At 37.9% G+C, this 19,499-nt stretch carries 20 protein-coding genes and 4 pseudogenes; 16 read left to right on the top strand and 8 right to left on the bottom strand.

Annotation, left to right across the window (positions count from 1 at the left end; all coding sequences use genetic code 11):
- Positions 1-29 precede the first annotated feature (29 nt).
- A pseudogene (fabZ, locus tag R4Z09_RS19315) lies at positions 30-454 on the top strand (3-hydroxyacyl-ACP dehydratase FabZ).
- A gap of 345 nt (positions 455-799) precedes the next feature.
- On the opposite strand, the gene R4Z09_RS19310 reads toward fabZ, so the two are convergent.
- From R4Z09_RS19310 to R4Z09_RS19300, 3 genes are all read right to left on the bottom strand, one after another.
- Entirely contained in the window at positions 800-940 is a 141-nt protein-coding gene (locus R4Z09_RS19310) for a YvrJ family protein (RefSeq protein WP_338448374.1), read from the bottom strand.
- 86 nt (positions 941-1,026) lie between these two features.
- Positions 1,027-1,245 (bottom strand): DUF2922 domain-containing protein, encoded by a 219-nt coding sequence (locus R4Z09_RS19305; RefSeq protein WP_338448373.1) that lies wholly within the window; start codon positions 1,243-1,245, stop codon positions 1,027-1,029.
- A 34-nt stretch (positions 1,246-1,279) separates the two neighbouring features.
- Positions 1,280-1,498 (bottom strand): DUF1659 domain-containing protein, encoded by a 219-nt coding sequence (locus R4Z09_RS19300; protein WP_338448372.1) that lies wholly within the window; start codon positions 1,496-1,498, stop codon positions 1,280-1,282.
- A 421-nt stretch (positions 1,499-1,919) separates the two neighbouring features.
- Here R4Z09_RS19300 and R4Z09_RS19295 point away from each other — a divergent pair, with 421 nt between their 5' ends.
- From R4Z09_RS19295 to R4Z09_RS19285, 3 genes are all read left to right on the top strand, one after another.
- Complete coding sequence (locus tag R4Z09_RS19295; protein ID WP_338448371.1) at positions 1,920-2,642, top strand: phosphatase PAP2 family protein; 723 nt, start codon at positions 1,920-1,922, stop codon at positions 2,640-2,642.
- A 43-nt stretch (positions 2,643-2,685) separates the two neighbouring features.
- Positions 2,686-3,387, top strand: a complete 702-nt coding sequence (locus tag R4Z09_RS19290) for a serine/threonine protein kinase (protein WP_338448370.1) — start codon at positions 2,686-2,688, stop codon at positions 3,385-3,387.
- A 153-nt stretch (positions 3,388-3,540) separates the two neighbouring features.
- Positions 3,541-3,855 carry a hypothetical protein gene (locus tag R4Z09_RS19285; protein WP_338448369.1) on the top strand — a complete coding sequence of 105 codons (315 nt, stop codon included), beginning with the start codon at positions 3,541-3,543 and terminating at the stop codon, positions 3,853-3,855.
- Positions 3,856-3,871: 16 nt separating this feature from the next.
- Here R4Z09_RS19285 and R4Z09_RS19280 read toward each other — a convergent pair whose 3' ends face one another.
- On the bottom strand, positions 3,872-4,603 hold the full coding sequence (locus R4Z09_RS19280; RefSeq protein ID WP_338448368.1) for a protein kinase domain-containing protein: 732 nt from the start codon (positions 4,601-4,603) through the stop codon (positions 3,872-3,874).
- Positions 4,604-4,869: 266 nt separating this feature from the next.
- Positions 4,870-5,268, bottom strand: a pseudogene (locus R4Z09_RS19275) ((deoxy)nucleoside triphosphate pyrophosphohydrolase).
- 739 nt (positions 5,269-6,007) lie between these two features.
- Here R4Z09_RS19275 and R4Z09_RS19270 point away from each other — a divergent pair.
- The 11 genes and pseudogenes from R4Z09_RS19270 (at position 6,008) to R4Z09_RS19220 (ending at position 15,727) form a co-directional block, all read left to right on the top strand.
- A complete protein-coding gene (locus R4Z09_RS19270; RefSeq protein WP_338448367.1) occupies positions 6,008-6,352 on the top strand; it encodes a PadR family transcriptional regulator in 345 nt (114 codons plus the stop codon).
- Entirely contained in the window at positions 6,349-6,690 is a 342-nt protein-coding gene (locus R4Z09_RS19265; RefSeq protein ID WP_338448366.1) for a DUF1048 domain-containing protein, read from the top strand. Before R4Z09_RS19270 ends, R4Z09_RS19265 begins: the two co-directional genes overlap by 4 nt.
- A gap of 52 nt (positions 6,691-6,742) precedes the next feature.
- Positions 6,743-6,882: pseudogene (locus R4Z09_RS19260) on the top strand (DUF1048 domain-containing protein); the annotation flags it as partial.
- Positions 6,883-7,030: 148 nt separating this feature from the next.
- Complete coding sequence (locus tag R4Z09_RS19255) at positions 7,031-7,792, top strand: ABC transporter ATP-binding protein (RefSeq protein WP_338448365.1); 762 nt, start codon at positions 7,031-7,033, stop codon at positions 7,790-7,792.
- Positions 7,793-8,542 (top strand): ABC transporter permease, encoded by a 750-nt coding sequence (locus tag R4Z09_RS19250; protein ID WP_338448364.1) that lies wholly within the window; start codon positions 7,793-7,795, stop codon positions 8,540-8,542.
- A 1,105-nt stretch (positions 8,543-9,647) separates the two neighbouring features.
- Positions 9,648-11,001 (top strand): annotated as a pseudogene (locus R4Z09_RS19245) (TrkH family potassium uptake protein).
- 667 nt (positions 11,002-11,668) lie between these two features.
- Positions 11,669-11,878 carry a hypothetical protein gene (locus R4Z09_RS19240; protein ID WP_338448363.1) on the top strand — a complete coding sequence of 70 codons (210 nt, stop codon included), beginning with the start codon at positions 11,669-11,671 and terminating at the stop codon, positions 11,876-11,878.
- 475 nt (positions 11,879-12,353) lie between these two features.
- Complete coding sequence (locus R4Z09_RS19235) at positions 12,354-13,052, top strand: response regulator transcription factor (protein WP_338448362.1); 699 nt, start codon at positions 12,354-12,356, stop codon at positions 13,050-13,052.
- Positions 13,053-13,054: 2 nt separating this feature from the next.
- The gene (locus R4Z09_RS19230; RefSeq protein WP_338453305.1) at positions 13,055-13,990 is read left to right on the top strand and encodes a sensor histidine kinase; all 936 of its coding nucleotides are present in this window, start codon (positions 13,055-13,057) and stop codon (positions 13,988-13,990) included.
- 131 nt (positions 13,991-14,121) lie between these two features.
- Positions 14,122-15,045, top strand: coding sequence for an ABC transporter ATP-binding protein (locus R4Z09_RS19225; RefSeq protein WP_338448361.1), 924 nt, complete (start codon positions 14,122-14,124; stop codon positions 15,043-15,045).
- Positions 15,038-15,727: an ABC transporter permease gene (locus R4Z09_RS19220; RefSeq protein WP_338448360.1), complete on the top strand. Its 690-nt coding sequence runs from the start codon at positions 15,038-15,040 to the stop codon at positions 15,725-15,727. Before R4Z09_RS19225 ends, R4Z09_RS19220 begins: the two co-directional genes overlap by 8 nt.
- Positions 15,728-15,874: 147 nt before the next feature.
- Here the strand turns inward: R4Z09_RS19220 and R4Z09_RS19215 are convergent, their stop codons facing one another.
- Positions 15,875-16,360, bottom strand: a complete 486-nt coding sequence (locus tag R4Z09_RS19215; protein WP_338448359.1) for a hypothetical protein — start codon at positions 16,358-16,360, stop codon at positions 15,875-15,877.
- Positions 16,361-16,795: 435 nt separating this feature from the next.
- On the opposite strand from R4Z09_RS19215, the gene R4Z09_RS19210 reads away from it, so the two are divergent.
- The gene (locus R4Z09_RS19210; protein WP_422392199.1) at positions 16,796-16,990 is read left to right on the top strand and encodes an SDR family oxidoreductase; all 195 of its coding nucleotides are present in this window, start codon (positions 16,796-16,798) and stop codon (positions 16,988-16,990) included.
- Positions 16,991-17,123: 133 nt separating this feature from the next.
- Here the strand turns inward: R4Z09_RS19210 and blaI are convergent, their stop codons facing one another.
- The gene (gene blaI, locus R4Z09_RS19205; protein ID WP_338448358.1) at positions 17,124-17,519 is read right to left on the bottom strand and encodes a penicillinase repressor BlaI; all 396 of its coding nucleotides are present in this window, start codon (positions 17,517-17,519) and stop codon (positions 17,124-17,126) included.
- 40 nt (positions 17,520-17,559) lie between these two features.
- Positions 17,560-19,353 carry a BlaR1 family beta-lactam sensor/signal transducer gene (locus R4Z09_RS19200; RefSeq protein WP_338448357.1) on the bottom strand — a complete coding sequence of 598 codons (1,794 nt, stop codon included), beginning with the start codon at positions 19,351-19,353 and terminating at the stop codon, positions 17,560-17,562.
- Positions 19,354-19,499: the final 146 nt, after the last annotated feature.

Genomic DNA, 19,499 nt, shown 5'->3' with positions numbered 1-19,499 from the left:
TTCAAATATTGGATAAAGGGGCTGTGATGATGTTAGATTCTCAAGAAATCAAGGATGTAATTAGACATCGTTATCCATTTCTTTTAATAGATAGGATTTTAGAATTAGAGGAAGGAAAAAGAGCAATCGGTATAAAAAATGTGACAGCCAATGAGAATTTTTTTAGGGGGCATTTCCCTAATTATCCTGTTATGCCAGGTGTATTAATTGTGGAGGCGTTAACTCAAGTAAGTGCAGTAGTGATGTTAACTAAAGAAGAAAACAAAGGAAGATTAGGGCTGTTAGCTGGTATAGATAAATGCCGTTTTAAAAGGCAAGTGACACCTGGAGATCAACTCTGTCTTGAGGTTGAAATTACCCGTATTAAAGGTCGTATTGGAAAAGGTAAGGGTATTGCTTCGGTTGAGGAGAAATAGTATGCGAGACGGATTTGATTTTTGCATTTGGTGACTAACTATTGGTTTATTTATTTTTTAACAGGTACAATTCTTCTATATCGGAGGATTACCTTTAATCTTATCAAAGTAACGGTTCAGTTTAGTGTAGTCCACTAGCCTAAGTATGTACGAATTCATTATTTTTAGCGGGTTATGTTAATATTAGGTTTAAAATTAGTGGGGATGGGGGAATTATCTAATCCATTTAAATCGGCAAATGGGGATACTGTAGTTATTTAATTTAACACCAAGAATAACCCCGTTCTAAAATTTAGCACGGGGTTAAAAAATAGTTGTTTAATTATTGATGTCAGGGCTTTGATATTTTAATAGAACTTGAATAAAAGAGATCACATCGGCACCTATTTTCCGCTTAAGCGTTCCGGAAGGCTTTGAATCGATTGAACAACGCTATCCAGTTTTGCTTCAATTCGATAAAGCAAGAACAGGGTAACGGCAATCGGAAAGCCGACCTCACTTATGAGTGGAATGAATTGTTCCACGATGGTCACCTCATTTCTACATTAATTGTAGAAAGGGCTGCCTCCTAAAGGAAAGCAGCCCTTATGTTTTCAACGTTTATGAACCCTTACACAATCTCGTAATCTGTTACGTTATGCTCGACAAGACGCGCTTCTTTCGCGCTGACAAAACTTTGATTGCCGCCTCCGAAAATGTTGGCTGCAATAATCATATCCATCACTTGTTTTACAGCTGCTTTATCGACCGGCTCCTTCGGATAGTCAATTGTCAGCTTTGAAGTTTTCCCCAAACCCGTTGTAAAATGCAACTCGAGTGTTTTTGCCATATCCGTCATCCTCTCCTATTAACTTCGTTCTTTCTTAGGCAAGTACTTCATACAAACCATTCTTTTCAACTGTTGCAAGCGGATGGATCGAAAGGGAAGCCAGTGCCTGCCCAATCTGGTAAAGCTGATCAGCCGTAGCCGTTTCCACCACACCACTATAGGTCTTCGTCTTAAAAATGGGTTTCCCACCTTCGTCCATCCCTGTCTCGTAAGTCAAACGCAGCTTCATAGATTTGATCAATGTCTGTGCCATTTTCATCATCCTCTCCTTTCGTACTCTTTATATAGAGAAAGAGGTTAAAAGTGTCCCATGAATTTTTTATTTTTTTAGTGCAAATACATAAAATGAAAATTTATTTAATATCTTTAAATATGTGAATTGAAATTGTTTGATTGTTAACTATTTTCACGTTACAATATTAGTATCGTAATTAAATAGGATCCTCTAAAGGGGAGTAGCTTTAATAACAAAGTCGTCATTTCGGGATGAGAGTCTCCGGCTTTGTTAGCAATGTCCATTGTTAGCGAGACCTTTACCAGTATAGTTGGTAAAGGTCTGTTTATTTTTAAAGACCTTTACTACAAATAGTAAAGGTCTTTTCAATTTTATAGAAGGTATCTATTTTTTATTATTAAAAATGAATAGATTACATATCAATAGGAAGGAGTGATGTATGCTGTTTCGGAAACGTATAGTGGGAATCTCTGTTTCCCCTCTAGTTACAGTTTGGGGAATGACTGGTTTGTTTTTTATTGGTGCTTGTTTATACCTATTTATTCGTTTATCAAATGATTTAATGGAAAAAAGGTCGTTCCTATTTGATCAAAAAGTTATTGATACAGTCAGATTGTATGCTTCACCAGCAATGGATGGGTTCATGGTGTTTATGACAGACATGGGATCATCCTTTATGCTTGGTCTTCTTCTCGTAATTAGTATGATTTGGCTATGTGTGAAACGTAACAATCTATGGGGCATGCTATTTTGCTTCATTACTGTAGCAGGAGGAGGTCTATTAAATCTTTGGTTAAAGAACTTTTTTGGGAGAGAACGTCCCAACGTCAATCGAATCGTCGAAGCGGATGGGCTCAGTTTTCCTAGTGGTCATTCGATGGGCAGCATGACTTATTACGGATTTTTAGGCTATTTAGTGATACGAAGTAAGTACAAGCCTCTTTCAAAGTTAGGCTTGGTCATATTGTTTGGAATAGTTATTTTATTGATAGGGATCAGCCGTATTTACTTGGGGGTCCATTATCCTTCTGATGTACTGGCTGGCTACATGGCTGGAAGTGTTTGGCTCGTTTTATGTATTAGTTTACTAGAAATTGTATATGTATATAAAGAAAATAAATATCCTACAAAAAGTATGCAAGAGAAAACGGAGGTATCTTAATTAAAAACGAACGAAATAAACTTTTAAAAAGGAGATGTGGTTAATGGGAGAGGAGTGGATAGTTGCTCATAAACACTTATCAAAAATTTCAATTTCTTCCAATCCAAACAACGAGCCTGTATCAATCAATGGATACTCTGATCATTTAAAGATTATTGGTATAGGAACGGATGCGGCTGTTTTTCAATCCATTGATGTTCCAGCTTATGTATTTAAAATGTATGCGAATGATAAAGTTCAAAAAATTCATATAGAAAAGAAAGTCTATGAATTATTAGAAGACTCACCCTATTATTCAACCTGTTTTGGTTATAAAGATAATTACCTTGTTCTAAACTTCGAGAAAGGAACCACTTTATATGATTGTTTGCTTGAAGGAATTCCAATTCCAAAACAGGTGATTGAAGATGTTGATCAAGCAAGGGAATATGCGCGTCAAAAAGGATTAAATCCACGTGACATCCACTTGAAAAATATTTTACTGCAAAATGGAAGAGCCAAAATCATTGATGTGTCCGAATATGTTCAGCCAGGAAATGATTTAAGATGGGAGCATTTGAAAGAAGGATATGATCATTATTACCATTTCATTGAGGGGAAAAAGGTTCCACTCCAATTAATAGAAAAGATTCGAAAAAGATATAATGATAGGAGCAATCAATTTTTTACTTTTGAAGCGTTTATGGATCATACCACACGTCTTTTACAACGATTAGGAAATAAGAGGGAAATTCTTAATAAGTGATTTTCAGGAGAGAGGCGGGAAGGGGAGTTCAATTTTGTGGATCATTCAAATGGATAAAATGGTTTTAGAGGATAAATGAATAGATATTCTAATTTTTTCTATGAAAAAATATATAGATGAACAATTTAACTAAAAAATGAAAAGAGGTAAACCATGTTTAGAAAAATAATGAAACAAATTAAGCAACTTTCCCAAGGCAGCAGCGAACGAAGACATAATCATTATCGCCGAGACAGCAGTGACCGAAGACATGATCATTATCGCCGAGACAGCAGTGACCGAAGACATGATCATTATCGCCGGGGCAGCAGTAGTGACCGAAGACATGATCATTATCGCCGGGGCAGCAGTAGTGACCGAAGACATGATCACTATCGCCGCGGTAGCAGCAGCAGTAACCGACGTTATAAACAATCTCCAATGAGTGGAAGTAGCTACTACAAACGAAAAGGCCGAAGCAGTAGCTAAGCCTCTTTCCTATTGGTTAATTTCTTTTTTCTGTTGCTTTAAGCGCAGCCTGAAGGTCAGTTGAAATTTCAGTCGTATTTGAATAAGGTTCCTTCAGTTGTAGTAGTCTTTTTAGCAAATAAACCGTTTCCTTTTCTAAAGAAAGTTCTTCTGTCCAAGGAAGGGCTTTTTTGCCTTTTGAAGAGTACGTCGTATAAAGCAAATATAACAGGATTTCTCCTAAATCAAAGTAGTCCTGCAGTTTCATCTCTAGAATTTCATCATGTTTGTTAGGTGAAGAATGAAAGGGTACCACTTTGTGCTTTGACAAACCAAAATCAATCAAAAAAAGCTCCTTGTTTCTTAGTAACATGTTTGGTATACGTAAATCCTGATGGTAAATGTTTTTTTTGTGAAGATAATCCACTAAATCTAGCAGGTGGGAAAGAATGAGTAGAGACTCGTTCTCATTAAAAGTATTTTCCCTTAAAAAAATCTGATCTTCCAGATTATCGCCTGCAATGAAACTCATTGCATAAAATAAGGAACCGTTCGTTGAAAAGGCTTCATATAGCTCTGGTATATTTTTGTGGTTTAGCATACGTAAAATAGAGATTTCATGTTCAAACATCTCCACCTCTTTCCGGCGCTTGCTTGGACGAAGCTGTTTGACCACTCTATTCTCGTTTGTATTTAAATCTCTGCACAGATATACAATCCCATAGCTTCCCATTCCTATAACACGTAATACTTCATAGCGATTTTTCAAAATTAACCCTTTTTTAATGGGTTTGTCTACAAAAAATTGATAACATTTTCGAATGGCACGTAAAACTGAAACTGCTCTCGCCTCCAAATGGTAAAAATTAAATTGTTCTATTTTTGTTACAACTAGATCGATTTAAAAATACTATTTCCACTATCCTTCTGCAAGAATTATGCAACTGGAAGGTATGAATGATGTAGGATACCTACTTACTATATCTTTTTTTCATATTTTTACCGGGTAATGGATCTAAATGTAGCAATTGAGAACTATTTTTCATTCATCAGCTGCTCAACTGCGGGAATATTAGCAGGAGCCCATTGTAGTGATTCTAAGTTTTCTCTCTATAGCCAATTTAATTTTGAGTGTTCTCTGGCTTTAGGAGAACCTTCTACAATCTTACATCTAATTGAAATTAGATTAATCGTAAATAGGTCATATTCATGGGTATTATCATTAAACACTTGATGATCTGTTTCAATTTTACATCCCAACTCTTCCGAAATTTCTCGTTCTAGCGCAGAATAGATATCTTCATTTTTTTCTACCTTGCCACCTGGGAATTCCTATCTGTTAGGAATGGACATCACTGGGGATCTAAGAGCACATAAGATTTCGTTTTGATCAATTTCAATAATGGCTGCAACGACTTTGAAAAGGTTTTTCATGTTTTCCTCCAAAATTTATGCTGAATGTATTTTATATCAAATCTTCTTAAGGTGAAACTATTTTGATCACCATACATGAGGATTAATAGTCGGAGCAGTTTTCCTGAGAAGCATAGGAGGAATCGGAATCTGTATTTTGGCAATTAAATGATGTATATTTTTTTGCAGTATGTTTATTAATCATTTTGAATTAATACTCAAATAGAAACTGTATAGATGCTTATATTTTTACATAATTGTCAAGCTGTGCTTATTGTATTAACGGCAGTTTAGTTTAAGTTAATTTCTTCACAAACTTATTCATAAGCCTATCGCTAAAATAACAAACGTAGCAAATAAATTGTCTCAATGCGTTTGTAACTAAATAGTCGCCTGTTTTTTTTGTGAAGTCGAGACCGTATGTATGACTAATCATCATTTTGGTCACTTTAACATGTAAATCAGGTCCACCAAAATGAGCGAGTTCTTGGTCATCAACTCTTCACCAGTTATTTTTAAATTATTTAGATCTTCTTGAGAATAATCACGTGTCTGGCTAAAGTCTAAGCTGTCAAATTTGATAAAAACCCCTTTGAAGCCGTAAAAATGGGCTTTTTTGACGAAAAGTTTTATTGACAAGTGATGCTATTTAGCAATACTATATACTAGTAGTCAGTAACACATAATATCGGTATCACCAAATACCTGTGTAACAGAGTACTAAAAAAAATATAAGTAAAATATAAATGGAGGTAAAAAATTGGAAAATATCACGGAAATGCTGAAAGGGGTGCTTGAGGGATGTGTGCTTGAAATCATCAGCCGTGGCGAAACTTACGGCTATGAAATCACGCAACAGCTGCGAGAACTTGGCTTCACTGATGTAGTAGAAGGAACCGTTTATACGATTACCATGCGGCTTGAGAAAAACAATCTGGTGAATATCGAGAAAAAGCCATCCACTATGGGACCGCCGAGAAAATTTTTCACACTCAACGCAGCAGGTCAAGAACAACTTGAGGTTTTTTGGAAAAAGTGGGAATTTATCTCAAGTAAAATGAACGAACTCAAAACAAAAATAAAATTAAAAGGAGAAGTTAAATGAGTATTTTTGAAAAAATTATTGGAAGTCTAGATGACAAGCGGGAATGGAAGGCAATGGAGGTACGTGCGAAGGCACTTCCAAGTGAGTACCGCAACGCTTACAAAGCTATCCAAAAATATATGTGGACTGCTGGTGGTGGTCCCACCGACTGGAAGGGCAGCAGCCGTATCTTTGTCGGCATTCTCGACCTCTTCGAGGAAGGAGCAGCGGAAGGCAAGAAAGTCACTGACCTTACGGGCGAGGACGTGGCGGCTTTCTGCGACGACTTGGTGAAGGATGAGCAAACTTGGAAGGACAAATATCGCAAGAAGTTGAACGATACCATTGGTCGTGGCTAACGGTGAATTCCAAGTGGAATTTCGCCTAGCATCGACAATAACCACGCAAACCGTCACTGGGGACGACTTGGCTTCCTTTCCGACGAACTAGTGGCTACCGCTAAAACCTATGTTGACAAGTATCGTGAAGATTTGAATCAGAGTATCATGAAGCGATTGGGAAAAGTAAATTCAATAGATAATTCTTACTGAATAGCTGGTTACAAATGTAATGTGTCACCTTCACTATTCAGTTATATTTTTAACCATGTAGTAAGTAATACAGATTATCAGTCAGACTGAGTAGTGAAGGATAGGCAATTCGAGCGCCTTGCTGCGCTTTTTAAAAGGGGGAAAAAGTATGAGCAATGCAGCGATTGCTGTAAAAGGATTAAAAAAATCCTTTAAAGATAAGGAAGTCTTAAAGGGGGTTGATTTTGAGGTGCGGCGTGGCGAAATTTTCGCACTGCTGGGCTCAAATGGAGCGGGCAAGACGACGACGGTTAACATCCTCTCGACGCTGATTAAGACCGATGGCGGTGAAGTAGGTATTTGCGGCTTTGACGTCCAGCGTCAACCGGATCATGTTCGCCAGAGTATCAGCCTGACAGGGCAGTTCGCAGCTTTAGACGACATGCTCACAGGAAGGGAAAACCTGATGATGATTGCCAAGTTGCGGGGAGTTTCCAATCCGGCTCAAGTCGCCGATAATCTGCTTGCAAGATTCAGCCTGCGTGACGCGGCCAACCGCCGGGCGGACAAATATTCCGGCGGGATGAAACGCCGGCTTGACATCGCCATGAGCCTGATCGGGACCCCAGCAGTCATTTTTCTCGACGAACCGACGACAGGGCTTGACCCCGAAGCGCGGATTGAAGTCTGGGATACCGTCAAGGAGCTTGCCGGCGGCGGCACGACCATCTTGCTGACAACCCAGTACCTGGAGGAGGCCGAACAACTGGCGGACCGTATCGCCATCCTGCATGGCGGAAAAATCATCACGACCGGTACCCTTACTGAACTCAAAGAGATGTTCCCGCCAGCGAAAGTGGAGTACATCGAGAAGCAGCCGACATTGGAGGAAATTTTCCTCGCCATCATCGGCAAAAAGGAGGAGATGTAAATGAAAAGCAAAACAGGGGTATTACTAGGGCGTTTAATGCGCAACATCATGCGCAGCCCGGATACAATAATCACGGTGGCAATTACGCCGATTATGATGATGGTGCTGTTTGTCTACGTATTTGGCGGCGCCATAGAGACAGGTACGGACAACTACGTGAATTATTTATTGCCGGGAATCCTGCTGATGGCTATCGCTTCCGGCGTCGCTTACACTTCCTTGCGGCTGTTTAACGATGTAAAGAGTGGACTGATGGCGCGTTTCATTACCATGCCCATCAAGCGTTCATCGGTATTGTGGGCTCACGTGTTGACTTCGCTTGTTTCCAATGCGCTTACTGTCGTGGTGGTTATCCTTGTCGCGCTCTTGATGGGCTTCCGTTCCAGCGCTAATATCCTGGATTGGCTCGCGGTAGCTGGGATACTCGGGTTGTTTACTTTGGCACTGACATGGCTGGCGGTCATTCCCGGATTGAAAGCAGGGTCTATGGAAGGGGCGACAGCCTATTCGTACCCGCTTATTTTCCTGCCGTTTATCAGTTCGGCCTTTGTCCCCACCGAAACCATGCCCAAAATTGTCCGTGCGTTCGCTGAGAACCAGCCTGTGACTTCAATCGTAAATGCAATTCGTGCCCTCTTGTATGAAGGGTCTGTTGGCAAAGATATCTGGATCGCGCTTGCCTGGTGCGTCGGCATCATGGTCATCGCTTACTTCTTGGCCAGTAAACAATTTAAACGCCAGTTAGGGTAAGTGCACCATTATGGGATTAACCATATCAATAGTCAATCGCTGCGATGAATGCATTTGCTACACATGGAAGGCTGCTTAAATGCGGTGCAACCATCGATGAAATCATAGAAACCCTCAAAAATAGTGTGGTTGGAGGCGGATCGATCACTTATTCAACTCGAGGTTTGCCATATTGCTTTTGAAGAATTTACAGCGGGTAGTTCTCTGTCGCAGGAGGAGAAAGTAAAAGAATAAAGCCCATAGTATAATTGACAGTAAAGAGTCCACTTGATAATCAATGTCATTAACTTAAGGAAATAAAGTGCACGTCTCTACAAAGAACTACCTTATAATATGAAAAGTTTTAATTTAGCTACTTTTCTTTGGTAGGAGGTTCAAATCATATTTTAGTTATTCCATAATAGGGCGCTATCCTGGAACAAGGATAAGCGCCCTTTTTTCATTATAGGGCCATTTAATTAAATATGGCTTATTGAGCATTAGTCATTAAGTTACATTCGCCAAATAAAAAAGAAAGTCACAAATAAGTCGTTGTTTTTACGTTCTCCTAAGCCTTCTCTAAAACAAATTCCCCTTTTTCTATGGAATATATGTTTTAGGGGAATTGAATTTCTAAACCCTCGAACCATTTCATCCTATAAATGGTTTAAACTAATTTATTATGTAAATGATGGAAGTAGCTTTACTATAGAACATGAACAAATGGGTGAAAATATTACAACTGTCTTGAATAAATCTTCTTGAACTACCTACTGACACGATATTGTATATTGGTAAAAGTGCAATTGTAAAAATAACAGGCTTACGAAATCCTTGTGCTCAAATAGATAGTTTTAAACCTGGTCTTTTGAAGGCGGTTTTAGGTGACTTTACTTCAATAACGATCTTCAACAAAAGGGCGCTTATCCAGAACAATGAAAGCGTCTTATTTAATATATTAGGTTATTGGGTCAATCGCATTATTTTGAAATAATTGATATTAAGCAATAGGGAAGTTTATTTTCTTATTTAGTGGACAAATTATGGTAAGTTGAAATTGTACAATGGTACGTTAATAGAAAATTAGGTATAATTTTGTCAAAAAGCATATAGAAGTTGGAGAGAAATGAAAAATAAAATAAAGAACTTAACACGACTATCTGCTGCTCAAATAATTGTTTTTTATTACCTAGTAGCTGTAGTGGTTTCAACCATTTTATTGCTACTACCTATTACTCAAAAGCAAAATGCAGAGCTCGAACTTATTGATGCAGTATTCATTTCTATTAGTGCGGTAACTGTAACAGGATTATCTACTTATAGATGTAAGCAAGTTGCTTAGTGTTCCCGGTACGTTTATTTTTGCAATCATCCTCGACTTTGGTGGAATTGGGGTCATGGCTTTCGGAACCATACTATGGCTTGTATCAGGAAAAAAAATAGGACTTAGGGAAAGAATACTCATAACAACAGAACAAAACAGCTTGACTCTTTCCGGGATTATTCGGTTTACACGAAAGATCTTTTTTTTCTTTGTCATGATTGAGTTATTGGGTGCTGTTGTATTTGGTACATATTTTCTGAAGTATTTTCCAACATGGCAAGAGGCTTATTTGCAGGGTTTTTTCGCCTCTGTGGCTGCTACAACAAATGCTGGTTTTGATATCACAGGAAAATCACTGATTCCGTTCGCAAACAATTATTTTGTCCTGACCCTTAATATCGTACTCTTTATTTTTGGATCCCTTGGATTTCCTGTTTTAATGGAGGTAAATGAGTGGCTAAGGCATATGGGAAAGATGCCATTTCGGTTCTCCTTGTTCACAAAAATTACAACCGTAACTTTTTTCATACTGATTGTAATTGGAGTCATTTTCATCTATCTGTTTGAGTATGGTCATTCCTTTTCAGAAAAGACTTGGCTCGGCTCCTTTTTCCATTCTCTGTTTTATTCGACATCTTCGAGGACTGGCGGAATGGCGATTAGCGACATCAACGAACTTTCAGTACCTACCATTTTGTTACTGAGTATTTTTATGTTCATAGGGGCATCCCCCAGCAGTGCTGGCGGTGGGATAAGAACGACTACGTTTGCTGTGATGCTGCTTACCATTTACAACTATGCGATTGGGAACAGAGCAATAAAAATATTCAAAAGAGAGATCGATGTGGAAGATATCATCAAGTCATTCATCGTTTTCACAACTAGCATGATTCTGTGCAGTGTGGCAGTAATCATTCTTGCGTGCATTGAATCAAAATTTTCCTTAATGGAAATTATATTTGAAGTTTCCTCTGCTTTTGGTACCGTAGGCCTTTCGCTTGGCATTACACCGGAATTAAGTACGGGTGGGAAGGTCGTAAGCATGCTTTTAATGTTTATAGGGAAAATCGGGATGTTTACATTCTTATTCTTTATGGGAGGTAAAGCAGATAAACATGCGTATCACTATCCAAAAGAGCGCATCATTATAGGATAAAACATGTACAAAGGTAATCCAATTACAAAGGATATAAACGGTAAATTAACATACATAAGTGTAATGATTGTATTGAAAATCCTTTTCTTCTTGAACGAGGGCGTTAGTTCAAGAGAAATAGAAATAGTACTAAAATATTTATTCCTTATTATTAAGATATTCAACAATCGAGGCGCTTTAATTGAACAAATGAATTTTAAAGCTGATTTCAAATTAGAAATCGGCTTGTTTGATCTCTTAAGAACGCACAGCGACATAACTTTTGAGTAATGAATCATTTAATAAGACGAATTGAATTTAAAATTAGTTATGTTAATAAAAGGGAGATGATTCATTATGACAATACGTGGGTGGTAAAACTCGGGTCGTGTCAGGCACCGATCTCTTAATGGTATTAAATTAATATTTCCTATTTTTGCTACAACTAGATCGATTTAAAAATACTATTTCCACTATCCTTCTGCAAGAATTATGCAACTGGAAGGTATGAATGATGCAGGATACCTATATATCTTATTTTAATATTTTTACCGGGTAAAAAAGTCCATTTCATCTGTTGGAGGTTACATAGGTCATTTAAATTCAGAATTCTAGACAAATACCCAAGAGTCTTTACCCAAAAACGCATATGCTCTAATGTAATTGAATTGAGGAGGATGACTATTGTATGATTAATGCCAATAATGCAAGGATTGGTTTAGGTGGACTAGGTTCAGGATTTGGTTTTGCACCAGGACTTGGTTTTGGAGCTCCAGGTCTCGGTTTTGGCTATCCACAGTACCATCACTACTATCCGTACCACCATCATCACTACTACCCATACCATCACCACCACTACTACCCGTATCACCACCACCACTATTACAATCCATACTAAGATTTCTGATAAAACCGACCAAATAATTATGACAAGAGGAATCTGTGAAAGGGCGTGTTTCTACAATAGTAGAGACGCCTTTTTAGGATCTGTTTAAATAATTCGAAAAAATTACGTAAAATTTAATTATTCGAATTATTGTTAACGAGGCATTATTCATTAAGTCTAAGGGGGATAGTTTATGGGGAAATCCAAGGAAACAATGGAGGAAATGGGATCCATTCTACATAAATATTAGTAATTATCATTGGAAAACTTGATCGTGATGACGATTATGCTCGTTTTCGAACGGCCTATAGTAAAAGACAAATCACCTTAATCAATCCATCCCTTCTTAAAAAAATCACCAAAATTCAGAACAGTTCACAGTCCTTCCTCCGTTAGTATAATGAGTCTTTCCTATTCTAGCAAAAAAAGGATTTTTTAGAAAGGATATGGAAATACACTATAGTGAATTGAACGGGGGAAAGTGTCGATGCAATATAAAATATTATTAGTCGAAGATGATGTAGCCATCAGCGATATGGTCAGGGGGCAATGTATCAAGGAAGGATTTGAAGTGGTTCCGGCGTTTGATGGAGAAATGGCGCTTGAGGTTTTTGCCAACGAACCATTTGATTTGATTCTTCTCGATTTGATGCTGCCAAAGCTTGATGGAATGGAATTTCTAAAAATCATTCGTGAAAAAAGTATGATCCCTGTGCTGATCATGTCGGCAAAGGATGGGGACTTGGATAAAGCCTTAGGTCTGGGCTTTGGAGCCGATGATTATATTGCCAAGCCGTTTTCCATGATTGAGCTGACGGCTAGAGTGAAAGCGGCCATCAGAAGGGCGACCCATTATTCACGAACGGAAAAGAGTCAAGAGAACCAAGTCATGACGATCGGAGACTTGACCCTTGACCTCGACAATTTTTCCTTACAAAAAAACGGGAAAGACATTAAGTTGACAGCTAAGGAGTTTCATATTTTAAAGCTATTTATCTTACATCCGAATCGTGTTTATACAAAGGCGCAAATTTATAGCCTAGTGTGGAAAGATGAGTATTATGGTGATGAAAATGTTATTAATGTTCATATGAGAAGGCTTCGCGAGAAAATTGAGGACACCCCGTCAAAACCGCGGTACATTAAAACAATTTGGGGAATTGGCTATAAGCTTGGGGAGTTTTAATGATGATTATTTTTTTATCCATCATCATCATCACCTTGGCGGGGTTAAATTTTTTTCAATATAAATCGGGAAAAAATCATAAGGGTAATTTAGGCTACATACATACGAAGCTGAAGCGGATCATTGATGATCAAACGGATGAAAAGCTTCTATTACATACGGATGACAAGGACATAAAACAGATTTTAATCGAAATTAATCGGCTACTTGAGCATAATCAAAAAATGATGGCGACTTACAATAAAACGGAGATTTCGATGCGAAAAATGCTCTCCAACATCTCACATGATTTAAAAACGCCTCTCACGGTAGTACTTGGTTATCTTGAGATTATGATGAATGACGTGGAATTCAGCAAGGATGAAACGAGAGGCCTGCTGCTAAAGGTTCATAGGAAGACATTGGAGGTTTTGGAGTTAATTAAGAAGTTCTTTGATTTGGCGAAACTGGAGTCCGGTGATAAGAATATTCCGTTGACAAGGGTGAATATGAATGAAGTCTGCCAGAAAAATATTTTACATTTTTATGAGGTATTGACCTCAAAAGGATTTGACGTTTCGATTGAGCTGCCGGAAACGATTGTTTATGCGCTTGGGAATGAGGAGGAACTGGACCGGGTCTTGAATAATTTGATTTCCAATGCCATCCAATACGGCGGTGATGGGAAGATGCTTGGGATGGCACTCAGGAATGATGAACAGTCTGTTTACGTTGACGTGTGGGACCGGGGCAAAGGTATCAGTGAGCTCCACAAGGATTTAGTTTTCGAAAGAATGTACACACTTGAAGACTCAAGAAACAAATCCTTCCAAGGAAGCGGTCTCGGACTGACGATTACCAAAAGACTCGTGGAAAAAATGGACGGGCAAATACTCCTCACCAGCAAGCCCTATGATAAAACGACTTTTACCGTCAAGTTAAAGCGAATCACATATTAGAACAGCTAAGGGTACCTCGGGAATGGAGGCACCCTTTCTTTCTTAAGATTTTTGTAAGATTTGATTAATAAAAAAGAAAACTCTGCTGAGTAGAATAAGATTAGTTAAGACGAAAGGGAGTTGAAGAATTGATGAGTTACATCATTAAAACCAATCAACTGACGAAAGCCTACAAAGGCAAGGAAGTTGTTTCCAATGTGAATATGAAGGTGAAAAAAGGGGAGATTTACGGATTCCTTGGACCAAACGGGGCCGGTAAAACCACTATCATGAAGATGCTGACGAATCTGGTGAAGCCGACAAGCGGTGAAATTGAAATCTTTGGTGAAAAACTGACAAACACCTCTTATGAAGTGTTAAAGCGAATGGGAAGCATTATCGAATATCCTGTTTTCTATGATCGGCTGACTGCCAGGGAAAATCTCGAGCTCCACTGCGAATACATGGGCTATTATGACAAGAAGGCCATTGACACAGCACTGGATTTAGTCAAATTAAAAAATATTGAGGATAAGTCAGTGAAAGATTTCTCACTTGGAATGAAGCAGCGTCTCGGAATCGCCCGTGCCATTATGACAAAACCGGAAGTTTTAATTCTAGATGAGCCGATAAACGGTCTTGATCCGTTAGGAATTAAGGAGCTTCGTGATCTTTTTTCTATGCTCTGCGGGGAATATGGGATTACGATGTTAATTTCATCCCATATCCTTGGCGAGATTGAGCAAATAGCTGATACGATCGGAGTTATTAGTGAGGGGAAATTAATCAAGGAAGTTTCGATGGACGAAATTCATAAGCAAAATACTGAGTATATTGAACTTGCGGTTGACGATATGAACAGGGCTCTTTATGTGTTAGCGGATGTTCTAAAACTGAAGAATTTTAAAGCAGTCGAAGCATCACGCTTTAGAATCTATGATACTGGGATATCCCAATCAGAAATTTCCAAAGAGTTAATACTAAACGGAGTCATGATCGAAGAAATCAATAAGAAGAACCATTCACTGGAAGATTACTTTTTAACATTAATTAATGGGGGCGGAATCAGTGCGTAAATTAATCAGACTTGAAATAAAAAAGTTTAAGCTATTTTCCTATCTAAAAGGTGTGGCCATTGCCAACATAGCCATCATGGGATTACTAACCTTAATGTATTTTGTCGAAAAAAGTGAAGGGATAATCACCTTTGACAATTATGAAATGGCGTTCGCGGCAATTGAGTCTATCGTCCGGCCTGTGTTTATCATCTTTGCAGCGGCGCTGATTTCCCGGCTCATTATTGATGAGTATAAAAGTAATTCCATTATGCTGCTGTTCATGTATCCAATTAGTCGCAAAAGAATCATGGTTGCCAAGCTAACGATTGTGGCGTGCTTTACATTCTTAACCATTGTTTTATCCAATCTCTTGATTGGCAGTGTGTTTTATTTAGTCGATTCTTACTTTCACTTTATGCCTGAAGCATTAACAACCGAAGCACTAAAGGATAGTTTGGCCGGCATGACACTTGGCGCGGTTGCCTCATCTGGGATCGCATTAATTCCCTTGTTCTTAGGAATGAGAAAAAAGTCCGTTCCGGCAACGATCATCTCAGCGATTATTTTGGTTTCACTGATTAACTCTACTGCAGGTGGTGCAAGTCTCTTCTCCTTTATTGCAACCCCACTTGCTCTAGCAGCAATCGGCTGCCTCATCGCCTACTTCGCCTTCAGGAACATAGAAAAAGTAGATATATAAACTAAGGGGTAGCTTTAACACAAAATGGTAAAATAGTAAAGAGCTTAAGATATACAAGGTTTTATGCACTTCTTGTATACTTAGGCTCCATTTATAAAACATTCCGCCATGGATGATGCCTTGCACCTTGTCTAGGAGATCTACAAATTAGTCAATTTTCCGATAATTTGCCTTGCGAATGAGCTTTCCACCTTCAAAATAACGACCATTTTTAACGGCATAGGCTTCCGCTTCTTGTGAGGTAGGAATACTTTCTACTTTCCATGTATGAAAGTAGGCTTTAACCTTTCCGCTATAAAACACCCAACTAAAGAATCTTCTTGAGAATTGATGAAATCCTTTTGTTCGGAACGTATTCATCAACTTCGGATCTCTCCATACAGTTAGAGTTTGACCAACTCCGCCTTGAAGCTGACCTGTTAGCTCTGCATAGATAAGATTTTCATTCTTAGCTAAAGATTTCATGATAAATTGATTGAGGATTCCATTGATCATTAACCGTGGAATATTAAAATTCTCTCCTCTTGTAACTGAAACAATTGCACCTTTGGGAAGGTCACTATGTTTATCTCCTAGTGTAAAGGTCGCACCATATTTATTGTCCGGATCCTCATGCTTTACCCATTTTCTCACATTATCTATTCTCCTCTCCAATGGAATCAATAAAATTTTACTATGAAAAATATAAAATGAATATCTGAGTTTTCAAAATTAAGTAAAAAAATGGATAAATAGGTGGTTTTACACATATATGTCCCTCATTCCTCGAATTGATTCCGTAACCCAAATAGAATGGTAATCTAACATGCAATTATTGTTATTTTTGCTGTAAAATAAGTATAACAATTTGAAAATTATGGATTATCTTTTAGGAAATGCAGTTAAGAGTCAAGTAAACACGAAATGATGAAAAAGAAGGATAGGTGAACAGATCCTGAAAATGACAAGATCTATAGAATAAATTTGAAATAATTAAATCTAGATTAATTCATAAGGTGGTACAAGATATGAGCTTAAAAGACAAAGTATCAATTGTAACAGGAGCAGCTAAAGGGATTGGAGAGGGGATTGCACAAAAACTCGGCGAGCATGGTTCAAAGATTATTTGCTTTCCAACCGCTTGGCCGAATTGGGACAATCGAAGATGTTGCAAACGCCTGCTTATTTCTTGCTTCTGACCAATCATCCTATATCAGCGGTCATACATTAAGGGTTGATGGGGGCGTCTTTAGTAAAATGGCTCGTCCATTATTATTCGACTGATCTTTCTAAGTCTATTTGTACTTGTTGTGATAACTTCAAACCTTTACCTAATTGTATAGCAATAAAAAAGCCTAAATTCTCAGTATTAATGAGAATTTAGGCTTTTGTTCTTTCACAACTGTGAGAAGTACCATCATACTTTTGGATTGCCTTTTTTAGGCTTTTCGTTCAAAATGGAACGTAATTCCCTAATATCCTCTTCCGACAAGGAATCTTCCTGGATGAACTGAACGAGCATCGACTTTAGCGCTCCACCATAAATTCGCTTAATAAAAGACTGTGCTTCGGCGCGCTGACATTCATCTTGCGAATAAAGCGGGAAAAAAGTATAGACCCTCTGATCTTTATTCACACCTATTGCTTTTTTATGAACGAGACGATCCAAAAGAGTGCGTACCGTTTTCGGCTTCCAATCCGTATGCTCCTGCAAGGAGGATATAACGTCATTGGCCGTTTGTGGAGCCTTTTTCCACAGAACATTCATTACTTCCCATTCTGATTCTGAAATATTGGGGATTTCCTTCTTCAACCTTATCCTCCTCCATCTTATGGATGACGTGCAACATGCTTCAACTCATTCGCATGTTTCCTTTATAGATTCCTTTGTCCCTCAAAATGGATAACGTAATTTCCGCAGCCTTGCTTCCATAACTATTATCTTCATTTTGTATATTTGTTGCAAAGAAATAAGTATTGTCTTTGGTTTCTACATATCCAATGAACCAACCGTTTATATTCTTGCCATTAACGTTGCCAGTACCCGTTTTCCCGGAGAGCCGGGAACCGTCGTATACCTCTAAAGCAAGGGAATCTTTAACGGTTTGGATATTCTTGTCCTTGAAACCAATTTGATTGGTATAAAACGCTGATAGTAATTGAACCTGTTCAACTGGAGAAATCTTCAATGAAGATTCCAGCCAATAGTTTGACCCACCAGAAAGATCATCATTTCCATAGTCCATCTGTTCTAGATAAGCTTTGATGGTATTTTGCGGGATTCTTTGGTCTAATTTCTGAAAATACCAGGTTACTGAATTTCTCATGGCAGAGGATAGGTTTTGGTCATTATTCCAAGCTTCATAAGGATATTTCGTTCCATTCCATTCCATCGTGGAATGGTCACTTGTTATGACATCTGACTCTAATCCAATTAATGCGCTATAAATTTTGTAAGTAGAATTCGGGGAAACTCTCAGCGTGCTTTTATCTTTATTATAAATGCTATATTGACCAGCTTTCATATCATATAATACAAAACTTCCATCGTATCCAACAAAATAATCGCTTAAATCTTCATAAAGCGTGCTTTCATGATTAAAATCGTACCGGTCATTATTCGTGGTCATGGCAGAAACAAATGGAACCTGACAGGCTACAAATACACCTATAAGGGTAAAGATTGAAATGCTCTTCAGCTTCATCCACTTCGACTCCATGGTAAAGGATGCGATTTTTTCAATTCGTTTTTTCAATTGCTTCTTGGGACCGTTAAACTGATTGACCCAAGTAAAATCTTTTGAATGTGATAGTAGGTCTGCGAAATGAATAAGGGCATTCCCATAATCTACATAACAATGCTCATCCAAAGATTTTAAGACAGCCATATCACAAGCTACCTCACGATCTGTCCTCATTTTTTTAAAAGCAATCCATATAAGCGGATTAAACCAGTACAAAATTTGAAAAATAATCATGAGGTAATTCGTTACTATATCTTTGTATTTATAGTGATGCAGTTCATGCATAAAAATGTATTTGATATCTTCTTTAGACATCCATTCGTCAAGATGTATTGGCAGCACAACATAGGTTTTAAACAGACCGAATGTCATTGGAGATTTGGCAAGTGGTGATTCTCCTGCGATTAAAGGTTTAGATATATTGAGCTGATGCTTGCATCGTTCAAATACTTGTAAAATGTCTTTGTTGTTCAAGACTGTAGTCGTCTTTTTAATTTTCTTTAATTTGAACCACGCATGCAGGAACAGAAAAGACATAACGATCATGCCTGCAATCCAAATATTAGTTAATCCGACATTCAAGAAATCCAGATTAAGATGATGGACAGATACCGTAAAGTCCTGCATCCAATTTGTGTTATCGAGCCTAGAAAGTTCGGTAGTGTTAATAGAAGAGTCACTAACACTATTACTTTGATTGATATTGAATAAATGAAAGTGATTGTCAAAATGAATCAACTGCTTCGGTATAAATGGAAGTGTCAATGCGATTAACAATAAAAACCATAGATTGTATTGCCATTTTGCTGAAAGTTGCCCAGAGAATAATCTCCTAATAAGCAAAATAACTACTATAGTAGTAGAGGATACAATAAAACTTGTGACTAAATGAGTGAAGAACATACTTCTTGACCTCCTTTTTCAGAAGTATCACTATCATACTTTACTTTCCGTGGTTTCCTTTCAAGAAATTTCAACAACTTTTATGGTGATTTATTTCATAAAAGTGATCACCAATTTGTTTCCTATTTTCCCGGAACATTTATAGT

The organism is Niallia oryzisoli, assembly GCF_036670025.1.
GTDB classification, from domain to species: Bacteria; Bacillota; Bacilli; order Bacillales; family Cytobacillaceae; genus Bacillus_BD; species Bacillus_BD oryzisoli.
This window is presented reverse-complemented; position numbering and strand designations above follow the sequence as displayed.